The sequence below is a fragment of the Gordonia rhizosphera NBRC 16068 genome (genome assembly GCF_000298195.1).
GTDB classification, from domain to species: Bacteria; Actinomycetota; Actinomycetes; order Mycobacteriales; family Mycobacteriaceae; genus Gordonia; species Gordonia rhizosphera.
The window spans coordinates 1-3,561 of record NZ_BAHC01000198.1 but is presented as its reverse complement, the minus strand read 5'-3'; the positions used below and the strand labels follow the sequence as shown (position 1 = coordinate 3,561).

Sequence of the window (3,561 nt, the reverse complement as noted above, 5' to 3'; positions counted from 1 at the left end):
CGATACGGGACCTGTGCCTTGCCCGAGTAGTAGTGCGTGGCGCCCTCGATGGTGCGCAGCGTCTTGTCGTGATAGCCGACCGCCTCGTACAGACGGTTGGTGTGACTCGGCGTGCACGCATTGTCCGCGGAGTTACCGATCACCAGGGTCGGCACCTCCAGATCCGCCGCACAGCGGGGGCCGTCACCATTGGCGTCGTCGTAGCTCCACTGCGACAGCCAGCTACGCAGCGTGGTGAACCGCGCCAACCCGACCGGACCCATGTTCACGATCCGCGGATCGCCCAGATAGCAGCCCGGTTCGCGGTCGTTCGGATCCAGCGTCAGATCCAGCCAGCGCGGGTCGGCCATGGTCCCGTTCACCACGAACCCGCGTTCCATCAACGGCTCCCCCCGACCCCGCAGGTCGGCGAGTTGCTCTTTGACCCGCGCGGTGATCCGCCGGTTACGGGCGATCTGCGCGGCCCGATAGCGTTCGATGAACTCCGGGGTGTAGGGCGCCTGGTTCGGGTTGTTCGGGTTGTAGATGTCGAGTTCCGGATCCCGTTTGTCCGGGTCGTTCTCGTCGAGGATCGACGGATCCATCCACTCGGTCAGCGTGCCGTGCCGGCTCACATGCGCGGCGAGCAGCATCATGCCGTCGGCGGCGGGCAGATCCAGCTGGGTCAGATCCGGCAACTCCCCGGCCGGGGTGGAGGTGACCGTGGCGTGCTGGGCCTGCTGCTGGTAGTACAGCGACAGTGCGCCGCCACCACTCCAGCCGGCCAGGATCACGTTGGTGTAGCCCAACCGTTCGCGGGCATCCTTCACACACGCACCCAGATCCTGCACCACCTTTTCCATGATCAGCGCGTAGTCGGCGCCCCGATAGCGGGAGTTGCAGTAGATGACATGGTGTCCGGCCCGCGGCAGCGCATTGGACATCGGCAGATAGGCGCCGCCACCGATCGGGTGCATGAAGATGATCACCGTGTCCGACGGCACACCCTTGGGCTTGAGGAGATAACTCTCCAACACCACACTCTCGGTCACCCCGCCATAGGTGTCGCGATAGGCGGACGTGTCGTCGAAGATGACGAGATACGGGATACGGTCATACTCAAAGCGTTTCGTGGTCATACTTGAACCTCTTCTTGAACCTCGAGGGGAGTCGATGCGGTCATGGCGGGTGTGGGGATCAGTCGGTGCCGGGTGTCGATGGAGATGACCTGCCATTCGACACGTTCATCGGTCTCGTACCGACGCCGGGCACGCTCTCGGGCCCGTTCGGGCATCCCGTGGTGGATGCCTTGCGGAGCATGCGAGATGAGTCCGGGCGGCATGTCGATGCCGAAGACGTTGCCGCCGTGGTAGAAGGCGATCTCGTCGAAGTCGACGTTGCGGTGATACCACGGCATCCGTTCGGCGCCGGCGCGGCCCTCGGCCGGCCGGGGCAGGAAGTTCATCACGTACACGCCGGTGGCCTGCATGAACAGATGCACCGTCGGCGGCAGATGCACGGTGTCCGAGGTGATCACGTCGTAGTCTTCGAGGTTGAAGGTGAAGGCGAAGTTGTCGCCCTTCCAGCCCTCCACATCCAGCGGGTTGAACGGGTAGAAGATCGACGTCTTGCCCTCCCGCTGCCGGAACCGCACCTCGTATTCCTCGCGCCCGTCGTCGGGGAACACCTCGGCCTCCGGGACGACGACCAGCGACGAGTCGAACGGGAAGAACCGGCCCAACACCCCGGCCTCGGGTACCCGGAACTCCTCGGTCGCCTCGATGATCAGCAGCAGTGACGGACCGTCGGGGATCTGGCGGTAGGTGGTGCCCTTGGGCATGTACACGTAATCGCCGGGACGATACGGCAGTCGGCCGAACTCGGTCTCGAACTGGCCGGTGCCCTCGTGCACGAAGAGCAGTTCGTCACCGTCGACGTTACGGGTGTAGAACGGCGCCACATCCTGACGGCGGCTCAGCGAGATCCGGCAGTCGTCGTTGTAGAACATCACCAACGGCTCACCGGCCGGATCGATCTGATCGGTGGGGGTGAGCTCGAAGGTCTGGCGGTCCAACCCGGTCAGATCCCCCACCGCACGATAAGCGGTGGGATCGTTGCGCCGGTAGAAGTGGGCGGCGCGGCCGGTGAACCCGGAGCGGCCGAGCTCATCGTCCTTGAGGTCGGCCACGTCACGATGGATCTGCCGCGGCGTACGACCTTTTCGGTGCTGGATGAATGACTCCATGTCGGACTCCTGTCCTGAGAAGTGCGGAAATAACTGTGGGACCGGCTATCTGCGTGGCAGCCCGAGACCGCGCTGGGCGATCACGTTGTACTGGATCTCGTCGGTGCCGCCCGCCAGGTGCAGCGCGGGCACGCCGAGCACGAACTCCGACCACGCGAACGCATCCTTCTCGCCGTGGTCGACGAAGGCACGCTCGCCGAGCACCGCCTCGGCGAGGTGGGCGATCTCGTCGAGCGCACGGGTCATCAGCATCTTCAGCACCGACCCCGACACCGGTGCCAGGTTGTGCGACCACGATCCCGGGGTGAGACCGGCCGCCGCGCGCATCGCGGTGACCGCGGCCACCGTCTTCGCGATCTGTGGTCGGTGCACCGGATCGGCCTCGGCCCCAAGGCGTCGCACCAGGGCCACGGTCCGCTCCATCACGTACGGGGTCAGGGGTCCGGCCGCACCACTCATGGTGGACCGCTCGTTGCCCAGGCTGGTCGAGGCGACCTTCCAGCCTTCTCCCACACCGCCGATCCGATGGCTGTCCGGGACCCGCACGCCGTCGAGGAACACCTCGTTGAAGGCTGCGCCACCGGTCATCTGCCGGATCGGGCGTACCGTCACGCCGGGTGCGTGCATGTCCACCAGGAACATGGTCAACCCGGCATGCTTTGGGGCGGCCGGATCGGTCCGCACCAGCGCCTCACCCACATCGGCGAGATGCCCCATCGAGGTCCACACCTTCTGCCCGTGCAGCACCCAGTCGTCGCCGTCACGGACCGCGCGGGTGGAGACACCAGCGAGGTCGGACCCGGCGCCGGGCTCGGAGAACAACTGGCACCCGATCAGTTCACCACGGAACAGCGCGGGCAGAGCCGAGTTCCGCAACTCGTCGGGCGCGTGTGCACGCAACGCAGGTGCGACGATGTTGAGGCCGACGAACAGGGCTTCGCGCGTGGGGAATCCCATGTCGTCGAGCACGTCGTCGAGGACGGCGTCGTGGGCCGGGGTGAGGCCCAGCCCACCGAGTTCCGGCGGTCCGCTCGGCCAGGCGACGCCGGCGTCGAAGAGTGCGCGCTGGAACTCACGCAGCCGACTGACCTCGTCCTCGTGACCCTCACGCAGTTCCTCGACCGCAGCGATCCGATCGTTCTCGTCGCCGGCGGCCTCTGTCGGGCGGGCGAATTCGGCGGTCAAGTCGGCCAGGCGGGTGTGCAGGTGCGCCCCGAAGGCCGTCAGGTCCGTCGGCACGGCGATGGTGGTCATGCGAGTCCTGCGAGTTCGAGGGCCAACTTCTTGGCGTTGTCCATGTCGTAGTGCTTGCGCGCCACCAGACGCTGCGCGTACAG

General features: G+C 66.2%; 3 protein-coding genes. All 3 read right to left on the bottom strand.

Annotation, left to right across the window (positions count from 1 at the left end):
• Nucleotides 1-1,118 (bottom strand): alpha/beta hydrolase (locus GORHZ_RS24190; RefSeq protein ID WP_006337779.1); only part of this gene is annotated, 1,118 nt, incomplete at its 3' end.
• The gene (locus GORHZ_RS24185; RefSeq protein WP_006337777.1) at nucleotides 1,115-2,224 is read right to left on the bottom strand and encodes a homogentisate 1,2-dioxygenase; all 1,110 of its coding nucleotides are present in this window, start codon (nucleotides 2,222-2,224) and stop codon (nucleotides 1,115-1,117) included. The genes GORHZ_RS24185 and GORHZ_RS24190, both read right to left, overlap by 4 nt.
• Nucleotides 2,225-2,269: 45 nt before the next feature.
• Nucleotides 2,270-3,478 (bottom strand): acyl-CoA dehydrogenase family protein, encoded by a 1,209-nt coding sequence (locus GORHZ_RS24180; protein ID WP_006337775.1) that lies wholly within the window; start codon nucleotides 3,476-3,478, stop codon nucleotides 2,270-2,272.
• Between the last annotated feature and the right edge of the window lie 83 nt (nucleotides 3,479-3,561).

Excerpts from the sequence above, each read along its gene's own strand:
- GORHZ_RS24180 (WP_006337775.1), bottom strand. The coding sequence starts at position 3,478 with ATGACCACCATCGCCGTGCCGACGGACCTGACGGCCTTCGGGGCGCAC.
- GORHZ_RS24185 (WP_006337777.1), bottom strand. The coding sequence starts at position 2,224 with ATGGAGTCATTCATCCAGCACCGAAAAGGTCGTACGCCGCGGCAGATC.